Annotated in this window: 19 protein-coding genes; 4 read left to right on the forward strand and 15 right to left on the reverse strand. The window is 38.7% G+C overall.

The genetic code is table 11. From position 1 onward, the window contains the following. Positions 1 to 6 precede the first annotated feature (6 nt). Positions 7 to 1,968, reverse strand: a complete 1,962-nt coding sequence (locus tag BAOM_RS17880) for a glycosyltransferase family 2 protein (RefSeq protein WP_127761442.1) — start codon at positions 1,966 to 1,968, stop codon at positions 7 to 9. 311 nt (positions 1,969 to 2,279) lie between these two features. Here BAOM_RS17880 and BAOM_RS17885 point away from each other — a divergent pair, with 311 nt between their 5' ends. Together BAOM_RS17885 and BAOM_RS17890 are read left to right on the forward strand one after the other, a co-directional pair. Next, positions 2,280 to 2,711, forward strand: coding sequence for an AAA family ATPase (locus BAOM_RS17885; protein WP_127761443.1), 432 nt, complete (start codon positions 2,280 to 2,282; stop codon positions 2,709 to 2,711). 83 nt (positions 2,712 to 2,794) lie between these two features. Further along, entirely contained in the window at positions 2,795 to 3,688 is an 894-nt protein-coding gene (locus tag BAOM_RS17890; RefSeq protein WP_127761444.1) for an ROK family protein, read from the forward strand. A 250-nt stretch (positions 3,689 to 3,938) separates the two neighbouring features. On the opposite strand, the gene sigK is transcribed toward BAOM_RS17890, so the two are convergent. Further along, complete coding sequence (gene sigK / locus BAOM_RS17895; RefSeq protein ID WP_119115608.1) at positions 3,939 to 4,652, reverse strand: RNA polymerase sporulation sigma factor SigK; 714 nt, start codon at positions 4,650 to 4,652, stop codon at positions 3,939 to 3,941. A 212-nt stretch (positions 4,653 to 4,864) separates the two neighbouring features. Here sigK and BAOM_RS17900 point away from each other — a divergent pair, with 212 nt between their 5' ends. Continuing rightward, on the forward strand, positions 4,865 to 5,059 hold the full coding sequence (locus tag BAOM_RS17900; RefSeq protein ID WP_127761445.1) for a YjcZ family sporulation protein: 195 nt from the start codon (positions 4,865 to 4,867) through the stop codon (positions 5,057 to 5,059). Positions 5,060 to 5,269: 210 nt separating this feature from the next. Here the strand turns inward: BAOM_RS17900 and BAOM_RS17905 are convergent, their stop codons facing one another. The 11 genes from BAOM_RS17905 to BAOM_RS25225 form a co-directional block, all read right to left on the reverse strand. Then, a complete protein-coding gene (locus tag BAOM_RS17905; RefSeq protein WP_127761446.1) occupies positions 5,270 to 7,003 on the reverse strand; it encodes a glycosyltransferase family 4 protein in 1,734 nt (577 codons plus the stop codon). Then, complete coding sequence (locus BAOM_RS17910; protein WP_127761447.1) at positions 7,000 to 8,100, reverse strand: CotS family spore coat protein; 1,101 nt, start codon at positions 8,098 to 8,100, stop codon at positions 7,000 to 7,002. The genes BAOM_RS17905 and BAOM_RS17910 overlap by 4 nt, the downstream gene beginning before the upstream one ends. A gap of 357 nt (positions 8,101 to 8,457) precedes the next feature. Continuing rightward, complete coding sequence (locus BAOM_RS17915; RefSeq protein WP_127761448.1) at positions 8,458 to 9,531, reverse strand: hypothetical protein; 1,074 nt, start codon at positions 9,529 to 9,531, stop codon at positions 8,458 to 8,460. A 198-nt stretch (positions 9,532 to 9,729) separates the two neighbouring features. Then, positions 9,730 to 9,978, reverse strand: a complete 249-nt coding sequence (locus BAOM_RS17920; protein ID WP_252282586.1) for a YrhC family protein — start codon at positions 9,976 to 9,978, stop codon at positions 9,730 to 9,732. Positions 9,979 to 10,088: 110 nt separating this feature from the next. After that, on the reverse strand, positions 10,089 to 11,225 hold the full coding sequence (locus BAOM_RS17925; RefSeq protein WP_127761449.1) for a bifunctional cystathionine gamma-lyase/homocysteine desulfhydrase: 1,137 nt from the start codon (positions 11,223 to 11,225) through the stop codon (positions 10,089 to 10,091). A gap of 2 nt (positions 11,226 to 11,227) precedes the next feature. Next, on the reverse strand, positions 11,228 to 12,151 hold the full coding sequence (locus tag BAOM_RS17930; protein WP_127761450.1) for a PLP-dependent cysteine synthase family protein: 924 nt from the start codon (positions 12,149 to 12,151) through the stop codon (positions 11,228 to 11,230). 102 nt (positions 12,152 to 12,253) lie between these two features. Next, positions 12,254 to 12,949, reverse strand: coding sequence for a 5'-methylthioadenosine/S-adenosylhomocysteine nucleosidase (mtnN, locus tag BAOM_RS17935; RefSeq protein ID WP_127761451.1), 696 nt, complete (start codon positions 12,947 to 12,949; stop codon positions 12,254 to 12,256). Between the two features lie 15 nt (positions 12,950 to 12,964). Further along, entirely contained in the window at positions 12,965 to 13,219 is a 255-nt protein-coding gene (locus BAOM_RS17940; RefSeq protein ID WP_127761452.1) for a ferritin family protein, read from the reverse strand. A 317-nt stretch (positions 13,220 to 13,536) separates the two neighbouring features. Next, positions 13,537 to 14,049: a zinc ribbon domain-containing protein gene (locus tag BAOM_RS25215; protein WP_306821311.1), complete on the reverse strand. Its 513-nt coding sequence runs from the start codon at positions 14,047 to 14,049 to the stop codon at positions 13,537 to 13,539. 4 nt (positions 14,050 to 14,053) lie between these two features. Further along, entirely contained in the window at positions 14,054 to 14,293 is a 240-nt protein-coding gene (locus BAOM_RS25220; protein WP_252282588.1) for a transposase, read from the reverse strand. 196 nt (positions 14,294 to 14,489) lie between these two features. After that, positions 14,490 to 14,858: a hypothetical protein gene (locus BAOM_RS25225; RefSeq protein ID WP_257467408.1), complete on the reverse strand. Its 369-nt coding sequence runs from the start codon at positions 14,856 to 14,858 to the stop codon at positions 14,490 to 14,492. A gap of 279 nt (positions 14,859 to 15,137) precedes the next feature. Here BAOM_RS25225 and BAOM_RS17950 point away from each other — a divergent pair, with 279 nt between their 5' ends. Then, positions 15,138 to 15,350 (forward strand): DUF2536 family protein, encoded by a 213-nt coding sequence (locus tag BAOM_RS17950; RefSeq protein ID WP_127761453.1) that lies wholly within the window; start codon positions 15,138 to 15,140, stop codon positions 15,348 to 15,350. Between the two features lie 52 nt (positions 15,351 to 15,402). Here BAOM_RS17950 and BAOM_RS17955 read toward each other — a convergent pair whose 3' ends face one another. Further along, positions 15,403 to 16,050, reverse strand: a complete 648-nt coding sequence (locus BAOM_RS17955; RefSeq protein ID WP_164853279.1) for a YrrS family protein — start codon at positions 16,048 to 16,050, stop codon at positions 15,403 to 15,405. Between the two features lie 78 nt (positions 16,051 to 16,128). Further along, entirely contained in the window at positions 16,129 to 17,868 is a 1,740-nt protein-coding gene (locus BAOM_RS17960) for a peptidoglycan D,D-transpeptidase FtsI family protein (protein WP_127761455.1), read from the reverse strand. Between the last annotated feature and the right edge of the window lie 247 nt (positions 17,869 to 18,115).

Below are 18,115 nucleotides of genomic sequence, written 5' to 3' on the forward strand. Positions count from 1 at the left end.
TCGGGTCTACATTCTTAAGCTGAAAAACAGAGGTTCCATACCAAGCGTTGCCTTGTGCATTGCGGTCCCTCGACCACGAGCCAACTCCACGCTCTCAAGCTGAAAAACAGATCCATACCAATGGTTACCTTGTGTATTTTGGTCTCTCTGCCAAAAACCAACTCCACCATTTTTTAATTTGCACACTACCCCTAAAACGCCTGAATGAGTTTCGAAAAATATTGGAATCCCCGTAACACCTCTAGCAAATGTCTGAGTTTTATACCATTTTCCATCTGTATGTTGCCAATAGTGAGTCAAGGAAGAACCTGAGTAAACGATGAGATTTAAATCATCAGACTCATCTTTGATTGGAAGATAAATAGAATAATTATTTGGGTTACGTTCGTACCATGGATATTTCCTGTTTTTATATATTTCTGAATTATGTCCCCTTTCAATATGTTGGATTAATTTCCTAGCAGGATTATTCTCGTCCCGAATAATGGGGTGACATAGATAGCCACTATTGTCACTAAGGTAGTAGTATATAATTTCATCCAATGTAAAGTAAGGACGATAACGGACCATCTTTGAGTCCAAAGGATTTGGATAATTTTTTTGCCTGAATCCAAGTTCCTTTGCCATGTTTACAAAGACAATCTCATCTACTCCCCAGGAAGTAGTCTTTAATAAAGCTTTTCTTAACTTTTCCTTCCTTTCTGGTTCAAGTAATGCTTTAACTATTGATCTCGAAATTACCTGACCAACATTAAAAACTCCATACAAAGGTTTTACATTAAATAATTTCCTCCATCTATTAATGTCTTTCTTAAGTTCTTTTCCAATAAACCAATCTTCACTTGGAATCCTAAGCTTGACCCCCATGTAATCCGAATCTTTCATTTCAGTTTGAATAAATTCTTCATATCCTTTTTTGATAAACCAAGCATCTGAGTCAATATTAATAAAGTATTCATAATTAATCCCTAACTCTTCCAACCATTCCATAGTTTCAAGAAAATAAATGGCAGTATACCCATACTTTAATTTACGGCTAGAGGGACAAACAGGAACACCTAGGCCTTCACAAAGGGTCCAATCATGCCCCCCGTTGTATAAGACGATTGCACTGTTAGGACAATAATAACGGACATTATCAATTAGTTTCTTGACTAACTCTCTATTTTCATGAACAAGGATGGCAAAACAAATTTTGCTTTTAGGTGATCTCATATATGCATTTTCATTGCTATTTAAAATCTTAATATTATTAAGTTGAATCTTTTCTATATCATTCTTCCGTTCGGAAATAAGTTTAATTATTTCCTTCTTATTTCCACTTGCGCGTTTATAACGGTTGAGAAGTGCTCTATTCGCTTCACCATTCGGATTTGTTTCATAGTTTGAAGTAGGGTGCCACAAATGGTATATATCACCTTTACTATTCACTAATTTACCACAAAGCGTCTGAACAGAAAGTGAAAAGGCATCATCTTCGCCTCCCCAACCACTAAACCGTTCATCAAACCCTCCAACTGCCTCAAAATTCACTCTAGGTATAACAATAAGTTTTCCCGCAAATCCTTTGTAAATCCAATTTGCTTTAGTACATTCTTCTGATTTTACATCAATAGGCCACTTAGGTGTTGTTTTAAGTAATCTTTCTGTTCCTGATCTTTCAATATCATAGATCCCAGTAAAAGGAACTACCCATGCTGCCTCATTAAGTACCTCTATTGCTTTAACAATTAGTTTAGGATCAAAAATGATATCTGCATCAGCTATTACAAAAATTTCTCTTGTTGCCTTTTTAGCTGCTAAGTTTACAGCCTTGGATTTATTAATTTCATCTTTATCAATTATACCCAAACATAATTCTGCTTCGGGCATGACACGATTATAATATTGTTTAATCCATTTAAAAGCTTCCGCTCTTGGACCATTGTCTGTTTGGAAAGGAATAATTATTGAAACTTTTTCTAACATAGTCTCGCCTCATCTTCCTTAGTATGGATAAAAAGATTACTCAGAGTGTTAACGTTCTATTACTATGTGATTTCAACTAAGTTGGACAGGGCTTTTGCCATAATGTTACAATTTTTCCTATTAGATGTTCAGGTATAGTGAGCAATCATCTTACATCATAATCCTTATAGAAAATTTCACATATCAACATAGTTAATTTGTCCCTTTCGAATTAACTCTCGCTCGCATTTTATAAGATAGATGCATATTAGCAGTTCGGTTACTAGTATCTGAGTGCAACTGGTGCAAATTCTGATTTGGAGAGATGCAATGTGAAATTGGGTATCATGTGTGGAATCCCACTAAGTGGTAAATCAACATATGCTAAAGTTCTACAAAGTCAAGGATGGGTACGTGTATCTATCGATGACCTCAGGCTTGCTTTACATGGCCAAGTTTATAAAGCAGAGGCTGAACCACAAGTGTGGGCAATCGCTGAACTCATGGTCAGGTCGTTGCTAAAAAGTGGTCATAAAGTAATTGTCGATACCACAAACAGAACCAGAGAACGTCGTAGAAGATGGAGACGTGTAGCTAAAGAATTTGGACTTACGTTGGAAATTTACCAAGTGAATACAGATTATGAAACATGTAAAGCACGAAATAAAGTTCTAAAGCGACTACCTCAAGATATATTAAAACAAATTCACAAAGAATACGAGAAACCCACGTTGAATGAGGGGACTATTATTAACGTAATTTAGATTCCATCTAATATAAATAGAGGTGATAGTTTTATTTTTATAAAAAACATGATAAATAGAACGATATAACAGGAGGAAGATAAGTGAAAAAGTATATATCTTTTGATGTCGGCGGGACAAAAGTAAAGCACGGACTCTTGTTAGAGAATGGAACTATTCTTTCAAAAGGTAGCTACAATACCCCGTGCACAAATCTAGATATATTTATAAAAGAGATGGTAGAAACAATTCAGAAGTACTTAAGAAATAATCATGTGATGGGAGTCGCTATTAGTTTACCAGGCTTTATTAACCCCTATACAGGCTACTCAGAACGAGCAGGTGCTGTTACCGCATTAATTAATCAAAATTTAAAGAGTTTACTAGAAGCAAAAGTTCCTCTTCCAGTTGAAATTGAAAATGATGGCAACTGCGCTGCTATAGCAGAAAAAATAAGCGGTAACGCCAAAAATTGTAACGATTTTATATGTGTAACAATTGGCACTGGAATTGGAGGGGGGATTTTTGTCGGTGGTAAACTTTTACATGGTCATAGTTTTAGAGCCGGTGAATTTGGCTTTATGATTACTCAAGCTAGTGGAAAGAATTTCGGTGATATATGGCATTCGACAGCTTCTACTTCTACCTTAATTAATTCCTATAAAAAACTTAAGGGAATAAGTAAATATGAAAATATTAAAGGGGAGACCATTTTTTTAGAGGCAGCTAAAAGTAAATCGGTAAAAAGACTTATTGATGAATGGACTAGAAATATTAGTTATGGAATTTTTAACCTAGCAGCAACTTTAAACCCACAAAAAATATTGATCAGTGGTGGAGTATCCTCCCAACAAGATTTATTAACTACTATTAAAAAACATCTAGACGAGCTTCCATGGTGGAATGATATTAAAATTCCAGTTGAACCATGTAAACATCGAAATAACGCTGGAATGATTGGGGCAATGTATCATTTAATTCAAAAACAAGGTTCATAAATCTTTATATCATCTACATTCATAATTATAGTGCATTAAGAGTATACTACAAAAACTTATTACTTATGGTCTTCTTTTATTTTTTTGACAGCCTTTTTCAATATAAAAAGAGCTCAACCCAAAAGGTACAAAGTGTGTCTCTTGGGTTAGCTCCTTTTTTCTATTATAGATTAACGGTAAAGCCTCACTTCAAGACGGAGAGAAAGCAGTAAGAAGAGGTACGTAAATCTTTACTGTATTTATCCTTCAATTATTGTGATTTCTTTTCCTTTTCCGCCCGATAAAATTCATGAAACATTTTCATCAGTGCCCGCTTTTCAATGCGAGAAACATAACTTCGAGAAATGCCCAGCTCCTTAGCAATTTCCCGCTGTGTTTTTTCCTTTTTTAAGTCAAGGCCAAACCTGCCAACAATTACTTCTTTCTCACGCTCATCAAGGATATCAATATACTTTTTAACTTTTTCCAACTCCATATTGAGTTGAATTGTATCAATTACATCCTCAGATTCAGACTTTAATACATCTATTAAGCTAATTTCATTTCCTTCCTTATCTTGCCCAATAGGATCGTGCAAAGAAACATCTTTCTTCGTTTTTTTTGTCGCTCTTAAATGCATAAGAATTTCGTTTTCAATACAACGCGCAGCATAGGTTGCTAGTTTTGTTCCTTTTCCATCAGAATAGCTTTCAATTGCTTTAATTAAACCGATTGTCCCAATAGAAATGAGATCTTCTGAATCTTCACCTGTATTTTCGAACTTTTTAACAATATGAGCAACTAGGCGAAGATTATGCTCGATTAACTTATTTCGAGCATCACTGTCCCCCTCACTCATTAACTTTAAATATTTCTTTTCATCCTGAGAGGATAAAGGCTGGGGAAAGGCATTATTTTTTACGTAAGAAACTAATAAATAAAATTCTTTCATTAAATAGCCAATTGCAGTAAGAATTCCGGGCATAAATATAACCTCCCGTTTCTTTTGGCGTTCTCTTATCATTATTGTTATGCAAGAGGAAACTTGTTCTTGTCTGTCCTACTCGAAAATCATAGCAAATTCCACTATGGGTATTACTCACTAGGCCTGTTTTATCGGATTAGGACGAAGCCCCAATCGCTCTTAAACGCTGCTACATATACTAATATACGTCAAAACAAGAAGGAGGTATTTCTATGGGATACAGTTATGGCCCATACGGATGTGGTTATGGAGTTGGAGCTTATCCTGGACCTGCCCCAGTAGCATATGGAGCTGGAGGCTGGGGGTTTGGGTTCGCTCTAGTCGTTGTCCTCTTCGTGTTGCTGCTCATTTTCGGTTTCTGGTGGTGGTTCGCAGCAGGCGGTTGGGGCTGTGGACTAGGCTGCTAACAAAAAACTCGGCGAGTAGGCCGAGTTTTTTATAGTGGCTGATCTTAAACACCACCATTATTTTTTGATGAATCAAGCAGCCAGGGACTGATAAAAGCCTTGATGAACCTCACCAAAGCTTTAAAAATCCCTATTTACGAGTCTATTACTCCCTAGACTAACTTGGTATCCAGGGTCTATGAAAAAAGAAAGAGTTTCTGCTTTACTTCACTATGCGTTCTTTCCCCATTCCCTTAACAGCATATTCAGCAATTCCCTATTTCGATTATTACGATTGGCACTTCCGTTCATTGTTCCATTTGATTTATTGTTTTTTTTGTTTCTAGCTTTCATCAGCATTTGATGCGCTATAATCAATTCATCAAGGTTTGATCGAGTCACTCCTGCAACTTGCTTTTTGTTTTCCATTGCTTTTTGATTTTCTACTGTTGCTGGTTTCTCTATTGCTTTTTGATTTTCCGTTGTGATTGGTTTCTCTGTTACTTTTTGATTTTCCATTGTGATTGGTTTCTCTGTTACTTTTTGATTTTCCATTGTGATTGGTTTCTCTGTTACTTTTTGATTTTTCACTGTGGCTGGTTTCTCTGTTACTTTTTGATTTTTCACTGTGGCTGGTTTCTCTGTTACTTTTTGATTTTTCGTTGTGATTCGTTTCTTTTTAGTTTTTTGATTTTTCGTTGTGGCTTGTTTCTCTGTTGGTTTATCTATTCTATCTGTAATAAATGAAATAGTTCCTGCAGTTTTAGGCTGGCTGGCTGTAAGTTCCATAGGAGTCTCTGCCGTATTCACTGAAACCGCTGTTTGTTTAGCTTGTTTCCATACTGTAAGAACCTCAGAAGCTACGCGATTCCATTTGTAGTGCGATAGGGCAAGCTCTCTTCCTCTTTCTCCCATTCTTTTCATCATTGCTTTGTTCGATAATACTTCTGTAATCTTTTCTACAAACTGACCTGGGTCCTCGGGATTTTCTACTACAAGACCATTTTCTCTTAATTGGATAACTTCTGCATTTCCTCCTCTTGCCGTTGTTACGATAGGAAGGCCTGCTGCCATCGCTTCATAATGAACCCTTGCCAAAGGTTCTGGCCAAATAGATGTACACACAAATAAATCAGCGGCCGCAAACCAATTTTGAATTTCACTTGGTGCTACAAAACCTGTTGTCACAACAGGTATCGACAACTTTTTCGCCAGTGCTCTTACATAGGCAATATAATCTGTTACAGCATCCTGACTAAACCACTTACTTCCTACGATGACCAAGGCTAAGTCCTTATATTTCTGAGATAGCTCCGGCAATGCCCCGATTAATCTATCGACCCCTTTATTTCGTGAAAGCCTTCCCGCATATAAAATGACTGTTTTGTTTTCTAATCCATGTGCCTGACGAATATCTTGGCGAATCTCTTTCATATTTGGATGGCTACCTGGTAAAAATTGATCGGTATCTACCCCAGAATAAACCGTATGAACCTTTCCAACAGCCTGTGGATATAAGTTCTGTATAACGTTTCCAACGTAATCGCTAACCGTTACAATACTTGATACTTCATTCAAGACCGCATTGGCCTCAATAGGATCAATTTTTTCTGCATTGAACATGTCATTATGCATACTTAATGTAATTTTAGCTTCCGGAGCTACATTGCGAACAGGGAGAACAAGTCGCGGACGATTAAAAATATGGATTAAATCAAATTGATTAGATTCAAGATAACGAACGACTCCTTCTTTATACAATTCCAATATTTTTCCTGGCACCCGCACATAAGAAACACCATTGATTGTTTCCTCATCTGGTAACTCAGGATCACTAATTCCAAGTACGGTAATATCATGCGATTGTTTTAAATAAGGGAGAATACCCGCTATATATGTTTGAATGGCCCCCCCTCGTATCGGAGGCATAGGAAGTTTTTCAGTACAGATCATTAAAACTTTCATAATGCTTCAACCCCAATCCAATCGTCTTTAATTTCTTCTAACACAGGCCATTTCGTTTGATCGAGATTGATGATCGTTTGAATTAATTGAACCGCTTCTTCATTTAAAAATAATTCCGGCTCAAATATGGCTCCTTTCAAGTTCTTATAGAATTCATTAGGAAGTGACAATTCAATCATTAAGATATCATATACTTCAGCACTTATTGGATTCACTTCATGGTAAGCTTTAATCATTTCTCGTACCCAAGTCGTATCCCACTGAGAATTATCTATCATTTTATTCGAAATTAGTTTTCGTAAATCCCGAATCGGAAGATCGAAGGCGACACCATCGAGGTCAATAATCCACATCCCATCTGAACCCATTTGACCATTGGACCAGCCATAATCTTGGTGCACTAATCCCCAATACGTGTTTCCTTTAGCCACTAAATCAAGATAGCTTGATTGATTCAGTCTTTCTAAACTCTGTATGGCTTGCTGTTCAAAGACATCTACTGCTTGTAATAAATGAGAGCTAGCCGGCATTTCTGGATAAGCATACGCAATATTTCGTAACCAATCCATTTTAGTAATAATCTTTTCAAAATTCCTTGGCCATTTATGCAGCCTTGTCGCCATTTCAGCATGCTTTGGAGGTTCATATCCTTTACTTAAACGATGAAACTCACCAATAGCTCTACATAAATGTTTCGCACCTTCTAAGTCTTTTGAAGCAGGTGCTAAAGGTTCAATCCACTCCGCAACAAACCATAATTTCCCGCTTGCTTCAACATAATTGCTTCCATCCTTTGTTTTCACAATCGCCGGAACTCTTGCTTTTTGAATTTCCACTAAATATTCTTGAGCTCCTAAACTGAATAAGCTTCTAGTCGGCCTACGATGCAATAACTTCAAACTTTTTGGCCCTGCAGATGTCTCCACTTTCCAAATAGCGCCACCTCTTGCCGGCTTAGTTGCCATGACTTGCATACTTTGAACCGAAAAATCATAATGCACCAGCACTTCACTTGCTATTTTTTCAATATATTCAGGCACAAAAAGTTCCGACATCAACTCGTCAAGTTCCCATGGTTCAATCAGTATGTTCTCCACCTTATCCCTCCTATAAAATCAAAATAATCAAGTTTCCAAAATTAAAGCATAGAGCATTCATTCTTCCTAACAGATGCATTATGTCTAGGTTTTTGTACCTGCAGGATTCATTCACTACTTTTTACTAAGCTATGCTCAAAAAAAATATTTGTATAGGACAACCGCTTAAAGAATTCAACAATTGAAAGATAATGTCCATAACAAGATTCCAATATGTACGTTCATCATTTAACTTGCAGTGTTACAATAAAAGTCCGCATGCATGTGAAAAGCAGGTCCCCTTTAAGGAAAAACCTGCTGAATAAAATTGTATATTCGGTCTAAGTATTAAGACCATACTATACAACCTATATTATTTTATGATTCATCTTCGTCCTCGTCTTCTTCTCCGCTTCCATCTCCTGACTCGTACTCTTCTTGACTCTCTTCTTCTTCTCCGCTTTCGTCCCCGCTTCCGTCTCCTGACTCGTACTCTTCTTGACTCTCCTCTTCCTCTTCTTCTTCGTCCCCGCTTCCGTCTCCTGACTCGTACTCTTCTTGACTCTCCTCTTCCTCTTCTTCTTCGTCCCCGCTTCCGTCTCCTGACTCGTACTCTTCTTGACTCTCCTCTTCTTCTTCTCCGCTTTCGTCCCCGCTTCCGTCTCCTGACTCGTACTCTTCTTGACTCTCCTCTTCCTCTTCTTCTTCGTCCCCGCTTCCGTCTCCTGACTCGTACTCTTCTTGACTCTCCTCTTCCTCTTCTTCTTCGTCCCCGCTTCCGTCTCCTGACTCGTACTCTTCTTGACTCTCCTCTTCCTCTTCTTCTTCGTCCCCGCTTCCGTCTCCTGACTCGTACTCTTCTTGACTCTCCTCTTCCTCTTCTTCTTCGTCCCCGCTTCCGTCTCCTGACTCGTACTCTTCTTGACTCTCCTCTTCCCAACCTGAGCTCTCTTCTTCAGAACTTGAACAGCATTCCTCTTCCCAACCTGAGCTCTCTTCTTCAGAACTTGAACAGCATTCCTCTTCCCAACCTGAGCTCTCTTCTTCAGAACTTGAACAGCATTCCTCTTCCGAACTTGAGCTTTCCTCTCCAGCACTTGAGCTTTCTTCTTCAGAACCTGAGCTCTCCTCTTCAGCACTTGAGCTTTCTTCTTCGGAACTTGAGCTTTCCTCTTGTGAACTCTCATCACTCCAGCTTCCATCTTCTGAGTTTTCACCTGTTGGAACTTCCTCTGCTAGAATTTCTTCTAAATTTTCCATTATTGTTCCAAATACTTGATTCCCAGATGTACCTTGAGTTAGTAAATCTAAATCCATATTTTCAATCGCTTCATCTTCTACCTCTCTATCCTCTTGTTCCTGCTTGTTTACCCCCTCCATAAAATGCTTATACAAATATACGGCTTTTCGAAAAGATGAATGATTATTTCCTTGTTGTGAAAAATCCTTCACTTCATTTACCTCCTGTTCTTATGCATACATTTATTTGATTTCAAGTTCTATTCATAAGATATTCTGTAGGTAATAATTTGTGTAATACAATAGTGGATACTGGACATTTTTTATATAGCTTTTGTTGATAATCATAGCCATATAAAAAATAACCTCAATCCTATTAAAAATAGGATTGAGGTTATTCAAAAAAATCGATTACTGTGAATCTAGCTCGTTTAATTCAGCAAGATTCTTTTTATATCTAGAAGATTGCAAGAAACATCCAATCGATGCTGCCAAAAACAAAACCGAAGCAAGCATATAACCGTTCACATCAAATGCTGTCTTTCCTTCTGTCGGAAGAATCGTTCCTAAATAGAAAAAAGAACCTACACATAATAAAGTAATCGCAAAGCGTTTGTAATCTATCATTTTTGCAGAAAGGTTTTTCAGTTTTTTATTCAAGAATACTCACCTTCTCTCATAACTAGTAAAACACGGATAATTTATTCTATCATATATACATCCATTTACTATTTGTTAATATTTTCAAATAGAGAAGGTGAAGAATAGGATTAGTCTTGTAAGGCTTGTTCTAGATCTTCAAGTAAATCTTCAACATCCTCAAGACCAACAGAAATCCGAATCAGACCGTCTGTAATACCTAATTGGGCACGGCGCTCTGCTGGAATCGATGCGTGTGTCATAAGAGCGGGAATAGAAATTAAACTTTCCACTGCCCCAAGACTTTCTGCAAGTGTAAAATACTTCACTTTATTCAACACTTGCGCTGCTTTTTCGGCACTGCCGACATCAAAGGAAATCATGCCGCCAAAGCCACGAGATTGGTGCTTCACAATATCATGATTGGGATGACTTTCTAGTCCTGGGTAATACACTTTTGAAACAGCATCATGATCAACTAAGTACCTTGCAATTTTGTTGGCATTTTTCTCATGCTCTTCCATACGAAGACCGAGCGTCTTCATACCTCGTATTAATAACCAAGAATCTTGAGGGCCTAACACACCCCCTGTTGAATTTTGAACAAAATGAAGGTCTTCACCTAACTTCTCATCCTTCACAACAGCAAGACCTGCGACAACATCACTGTGACCGCCAAGATATTTCGTTGCACTATGAAGAACAATATCCGCACCAAGCGAAATTGGATTTTGCCAATATGGTGTTGAGAATGTATTATCTACAATGGTTAATAAGCCGTTTGCTTTTGCAATTTTGGCTGCGGTTTTAATGTTGGTAATTTTCAGAAGAGGATTTGTTGGGGATTCGATAAACAACGCTTTCGTATTTTCTTGAATATTTTTTTCAATTTCACTTAAATCGCTCGTGTTAATAAATGTGGCACTTAGTCCAAATCGATGTAACACTTTTGTAATTACACGAAAAGAACCGCCGTATACGTCATCTGTCACTAAAATGTGATCTCCTTGATTAAACAGCATCAGCACCGCTGTCATCGCTGCCATTCCTGAACCGAAAGCAAAACCGCGTTTTCCTTCTTCTAGCTCCGCAATGAATGTTTCTAGCGCATGACGTGTCGGATTACCTGTACGTGAATATTCATAACCAGTATGATTGCCTGGTCCATATTGTTTATACGTACTCACTTGATAAATCGGGACAGAAACCGCTCCTGTTTGTTCATCACCAAAGATACCGCCATGAATTAATTGTGTTTTCCTCTTCATATTCAAATACCTCCTTGGTAGATTTTTTTACTTAAGTAGCGATCGCTCGCATCTGGGAAGATTACGACAATGTTTGTACCTTTCGAAGCAACTTGTGCTTCCTTCACTGCAGCAGCAAAAGCTGCGCCTGAAGAGCTTCCAACGAGCAGTCCTTCTTTGGCAGCTAACTCTTTTACATAGCGAAACGCCTCTTTATCTACAATCGTATGAGTATCATCAAAATAAGATTCATCCATATAGGTTGGTAAAAACTCCATGCCTATTCCTTCTGTCTTATGCGGGCCGGGTTTGCCACCATTTAAAATCGATCCCTCCGGTTCAACAATAACTGTTTTTACAGAAGGATTTTTTTCTTTTAAATAGCGGGAGGTTCCCATAAACGTACCTCCCGTTCCAGCTCCGGCAACATATACATCTACTTTTCCATCAAGCTGCTCCCAGATTTCAGGTCCTAGTGTTTTATAATATGTTGCTGGATTGGCTGGATTGGCAAATTGCTGCGGACAATAGGAATGAGGAATTTCTTTTAAAAGCTCTTGAGCTTTTGCAATGGCTCCTCGCATCCCTGCTTCCGAAGGTGTACGCACAATCTCGGCACCGAGAGCCTGCATCAACTCTTGCTTCTCTATACTAAACTTCTCTGGTACACAGACTATAACATGGACCCCATAATGAAGAGCTGCCAGCGCTAGACCAATCCCCGTATTTCCGGCCGTCGGTTCAATCACCGTTCCACCTGGCTTTAATGCACCGCTCGCAAAAGCTGCTTCTAATAGCTCTACTCCTAAACGATCTTTTATACTGCCACCTGGGTTAAAGAACTCCAATTTAGCGAAAATTCTCACATCTCCAGGAAGAGAAAATCGAGTAATTTCTAACATAGGGGTAGACCCAATTAATTCATGTATATTCCGAACAACTTTCATATTCTCCCACCTTTTCACCAAATATAAGTTAACATACCTCTTTACCCGGTTAATGTGTAAAATGATAATTGACGAAAAATAATTTCGTCAATTATCAGATGACTACCTAATTTTTTCAATCATTTTTAAAACAAGCTCAGCAGAATGTAGGGCTGCCGTTTCTAGGAACTGATCAAATGATACATTCGATTCTTTTCCTGCAATATCAGAAAGGGAACGAATCACTACAAAAGGCGTTCCAAATTGGTGAGCCACTTGAGCAATTGCTGCTGCTTCCATTTCCACTGCATATAAGTCTTTAAACTTACTGCGTACAAACTCCACACGAACAGGATCGTTCATAAAAGAATCTCCTGTTACAATCAACCCTTTTGCTACTTGTGAATGAGTCATTTCCTTCGCTGCTTCTTCTGCAATGGCAAACAGCTTTGGATCTGGCAAGAAGGCTGCCGGCAATTGCGGTACTTGACCATATTCATAGCCAAAAATCGTTACGTCTACATCATGATGGCGAACTTCCGTTGAAATAACGACATCTCCAACATTTAATTCCTCATGATATCCACCAGCTGAACCTGTATTAATTACGGCATCTGGTTTGAATTTCTCTAATAAAATAGTCGTCGACATCGCCGCATTGACTTTCCCGATGCCTGACTTTAGGACAATAACCTCCATACCATTCAGTGTACCGATATTGAACTCCGACCCAGCAATTTTAACTTGTTCTAAATTCTCTAATTTATCTCGTAAAATCGTTACTTCTTCTTCCATTGCTCCGATAATTGCTACTTTCATTCACTAAACCTCTTCCTATAATTTTTGAGCTTCAACAATCCAAACAAATTGATTGCAACGAGTGAACGAAGCATCAAATCCGTTCTCTTTCAACACCTTCTGTAAAAGAGGAATCGTTGTATAGTATTCCGTTGACAAATCCGTTGCTAGATTCAGGAATCCAGCATCTTTTGCCTGTTGAATAGCCGCTCGATACGTTTCTTTAGACTCATACATCGTATCTGCAAATACTATTTTACCACCTGGATGGAGTAACTTGCTATAGTTCACAATCGCTTTTTCTTTCTCTTCATCTGTTAAATGATGAAAGGCGTACGTGCTAACAATGTTATTAAACCAAAAATAAACAACGTTCTATAACATGGTCTTCAATTTTAAAAATATTATATATAAAACATATGGATATAGTATGATTTTATTCGAAAATGGTTCGATATTTATGCTGACCACTCCCATGGCTAAAGCCACGGGGTTCTTTCTCACAAACACCCCACTTAACACCTTCCATAAGAAGAGGCAGAGGCAAGACTTGAGTGAGCAACACTTGAGAGAAAAACAGTCTTTCAAGTGGGCAAGGTCTGTGCCGACTACGCCGTTCGACCGGCGATACTTTTTCCTGTTGGGGGCTTGTCCTCAAGAGAGGAATCTCCTTGTTTTTTGGACAAAAAACGTTGATACCAAACAGGTTGTTTAAACACCACAGAAACAAGTGGTTGGACGGCCATGTGATGTTGTTTACGTGCAATATTTTGAGCACCGTTTACATCACGATGGATTTTTGTTTTGTGAACAGAACAAATAAACGTTCTTCCCTTTGCCCGATGTCTGCCTCCGCAAAACGGACAGTCTTGAGACGTATAGCTTTCTTCCGTTTCTGTCACATGGATGCCTTTTAGTTTCGCTTTATAGGTGAGCTTTTGTTTGATTTTCCCTTGATTCCACAGGGACAGTTGTTGTCTTCTCACTTTGTTCTGTTTTCGTTTCTTTTGTTCGTTCTTCTTGGTCCCTCTTTCAATACCTGACACGTTTCCGATGACCAAATGCGTCACTTTTTCTGCTTCTAAAAAGGCGACAATTTCTTCCGTCGTTTTATGTTCCAGAGCTTCAAGTTGGTTGTTGCTTGTTTGGCGTAGGCGATTTCTGGCGTCTTTGTACTTTCTCCCGAGAGCCTTTTTTACAACGGGACATTTTCTTGCTTAAGTCCGCTAAAGCTTTGGCACGGAATTGAGAGATACTGCGCATCGCACGTCCTGACAAGACAAGCGCTCGATCTTCGGTGGCCACCGTGACCGCATGAATTTCTCCTAAATCTCCACCTGCCACCTTCTTCTCATACGCAGACAAATCTTGTTCAGAAACTTGAACCGCATAACAAAACCAATACGCTCCGTTCCGCCAGACAATTTCCGCATAGTTACATGCGTCTACGTGTTCTTCTGATCGATTGGGGTGACGACCGATGTATGTTGCTTCGGAAACTTTTCGTTCCAGTTTTTCTTTTTCTTATTCGTTAAAAGGTCAGAGAGGGAGAATCCATAGTCTACTTTTTTAATCGTGATGGTGTCTGTTGAAATGTCCATAGAAGCTTTTTTAAGGGGATACAATAATAATATTTTCTTCGCCATGGATATTTGGCTTTTTTATCCGTTTTTCTCAGCTGTCGAATCGTTTCACGGTTCGCCGCATACTTATCTGCAATGGCTTGAACCGTTTGCGAATGAAGGTTGTAGGTTTGTTTTCGGATGGCTTGAATTTCGGTTTTACTTATCCACTTTTTACAAGAAAAATAATAGGAAGTGGCTTCCCGCACGATATCATTCCAAACAGAGGCTGCTTCTCGTTGCATCGTTCTTAATTCTTTGTATATGTTTCGATCATAAGGAATTTGAAAGGAATGAGTGACAAACAAATCGTTTTGCCTCCTTTCTCTTTTACTTACACTCATTATAGCAGAACATTCGTTCTTAACACAAGAGTATATCCTATAAAATCGAACCTCTGACGTGTCATAAAACACGCCCGGTTCGACCTCACTCTCATCCCATCCCTAAAGGGGGTGTGACTCACACCGTAATGGGCTTTCTCGTTCGAAAAATCGGTAAAACGCCCTTATCTTCAAACGGTTTCAATATAAATGAACCGCCATGCATGCTACAATAAAGTGAATAAAACATCGGAGGGCAGAACAATGACTTTTCAACTAAACTTAGACTTAATAGATGATAAAATTGAATTTTTTGAAGCTGAAAGCATTAAGATATTAGAGGAAAAAATTCAAACACAAATTGACAACAATAAAGCACTCATGCTCCATGTTCACTCTGTTTCACATGAGATGTATGTAAGCGAAGAAGGGCGACGTTTTTATAGCGCTGTTGTCCATTTTAAAGCGAAGAAATAATGAAATGACAAAGAACCCTCACATAGCCTGAGGGCTCTTTGTTTAAAGACTATTATCTGCCTCTATCATTTTCCTTTAATTCTTCCACCTTCACAGGCTTCCAGCCAGCTCCATCAACCCATTCAATATACACGCGATAAGCTTGCGGATTATCCCCTTCTGATACAGTACCAATGGCTGTAGTTGGGGAACCTCCATTTTTCAACCACCAAAGGCGCATACTTCCTTCATCTAACCCAGCTCCGTAAGCAATAGCCTTCGTCATTTCATTCCAATCTTTAGAGCCTTTTTCAAAGCTTGTCGTATGTGAACCAGTTTGCTCCGTTCCAATCGGCTGCCAATCTTCGCTTGTGTACGTATTTAATACATTGGCATCTCCACTACCTTCTATTTGTTCAAGTTTAACACCGTCAGTCTGTTCCTCTTCTGACTCTGACTCTGATTCTTCTTCTGCTTCTTCAGTAACCGCTTCCTCAGTTTCATCTTTCCCTTTATCCTCCGGTTCCGATTCTGGTGTTGGTTCCTTTACTTCTTCTTTTGGAGTTGTTTTTTCCTGTTCTTTAGATACTGGATCTACATCATTATTGGTGAAAATAGTAATAGCAACAATCACAATAAGTAAAGATACAATCGTAATCGCAATGTTGTAAAATTTATTTATTTTTCGCTTTTTATCATGTCGACCAAGACGAGAAGCCAAAATATAAACCCCCTTATCTTATCTTTTCTCTCTCTATTTTAACATGACCTATCCGTAAATCGCATCCTACTTCTTTCGTCATTGGGACTCAAGTTGATGAACCACTTTCACAACGTCTGCGAATAGTGGAGTCATACTGCTTGACTGTTCCGTTGTATCTAAGCTAACTGTTACAAGTGCATATTTTGGTTCTTTATATGGAAAATAGCCAGCAAACCATTTATTTAACTTGCCTGTTTCTAGATTTGTCTGAGCTGTCCCTGACTTACCGGCAACCTCATAAGGAAGGTTCTGCAGCAAGGCACCTGTTCCTTTCTCTTCCGTAACGACCCCTCTTAACAACTGCTGCAGTTTAATCGTTGTATAAGGTGAGATAGTCTCTCCTTCTATCTTTTGATTTGGAAAATCGACCACTGTTGTCCCATTATTAAACTCAACTTTTGATACCGCTTTTACTTGCTCTTTTTTAGCGCCGCGCGCAATCGTGGCCATCATATTTGCCATAGCAAGTGGTGTCGTCTGAACATCCTGCTGTCCTATCGCTGTTTTGGCAATCATTTTCTTATCTTTTTTTAATGCTTGATCATGCCAAACTTTTCCCGATTGCTCGCGATAAAGCTGGGTAACATGGGTGTGATATACATCGCCGCTCCACCCTACTTGACCGATGATTCCTAACTTTTTAGCATATTCCTCGAAAAAGTTAGGATTCTCTTCCGCTATTTCTGTAGCAAGCTCAGCAAATGTTCGATTGCAGCTTTGAGCAAAACTATTTTTAAAGTTTAGCATGCCTAACGGACGTTGTTGATCAACCTTTCCTTCAATCGTCAGGTCACAATTGAACATTCGATTAGATGGAATGACACCATAATCGATTGCCGCTGCTGCCGTAATCGTTTTAAACACCGAACCTGGGGCTTTTTGTGTCGTCATCATATTGACTGAGCCTATTCCATTTGGGTCATCTTTTTTAAGTGCTGGACGTGATACCATCGCAACAATCTCACTTTTTTCGATATCTAGTAAAACAAGCCCGCCATTGGTAATCTTATATTGGTCAACAAGTGCTTCTGCTTTTTCTTGAATCTCCCTATCAATAGTTGTGATGACTTTAACAGGATATAAGGGGTTCGCAGGCTCCACATATTTCACATCGACTCCAAACAAAGGGCCGCCGCTTGCATCGACATGAAACACAAGCTTAGATTCACCTTCCGATAGTAAAAACTCATCAAATGTTCGCTGTAAACCCTTATCTCCAATTCTCGTTTCAGCGGATAAATTTAAATCGGGATAGCGCTCCAGTTTTAGCGCATCCGATTTAACCGTCGTACCAATTAATTGAGCAGCAAGCCTATCCTCTCCGTAAATTTTCTGATTGACCGCAAACACGCCTGGGATTTTTAATTCATTAATAGCTTTTGATTGACTTAATGATAACTGAATTGGCGTATCCCCGCCAAATGCAAAAGGCTCTTTTGCATTTTCGACTGCGGTAATCAGTGCTTGTTCTGAAGTTCCAACAATACGCGCCACTTCATCAGCGGGCCATGTCATTTTACTTAAAAACGGAAAGAGTACAAGCGTTGGAATTTCTTCATGAGCTAGCGGCTTTCCATTTCGATCATAAAACTTTCCTCTTCCATCATCAATCTTTAATACTTGCGAACGCTGCTTCACACTCGCTTCAATTAAATTTACATGATGTTTAGAAAACGATTCTGTCGCAACCAGCTGTATTTGTACGAGCCGGCCAACTAAGGTGATAATTAATACCATTAATATCGTGGCAACGATTATCATTCGTCGTTTATGCATCCAACAACACCTCGTTACCATTGTTGACGCGATTAAACAATTTAATTCTTTCCCCATTAGAAAACTCACCAATTAACCTGAGTTCGCTTGCACTGGATATCAAAAGATGGTCTACCATTTTCAAATTTTATCCCATACTTAAAGAATAGAAAGCCCCTACTAATGGAAGTTTCACTTTATAAGTCTCCAAATGACAAAAAAGCAGATTCATCAAACAAATCTGCTTTTTTGCCTAAATCTTTACCTG

Source organism: Peribacillus asahii (assembly GCF_004006295.1).
GTDB classification, from domain to species: Bacteria; Bacillota; Bacilli; order Bacillales; family DSM-1321; genus Peribacillus; species Peribacillus asahii_A.